1 pseudogene is annotated in these 246 nt (G+C 47.2%); it reads left to right on the forward strand.

What is annotated here, in order from left to right:
- Positions 1-246 (forward strand): annotated as a pseudogene (locus tag SB775_RS32650) (IS5/IS1182 family transposase); the annotation flags it as partial.

A 246-nucleotide genomic window follows, 5' to 3' on the forward strand; every position in this document is an offset into this window, starting at 1 on the left:
CTTCGGTGGTCGAAACAGCTTTTCGAAAACAGACCCGGATGCGACCTTTATGCGAATGAAAGATGATCACATGAAAAATGGTCAATTGAAAGCAGCTTATAACGTACAAATGGCCACAGAAAATCAGTTCATTCTTTATTATTCGATGCATCAGCGACCAACGGACACGCGCTGTTTCCTTCCGCATCTGGAGAAACTAGCGGCTTCCAGCCTCCCTATGCCGAAGATGATCATCGCCGATGCGGG

The organism is Peribacillus sp. SIMBA_075 (genome assembly GCF_046534585.1).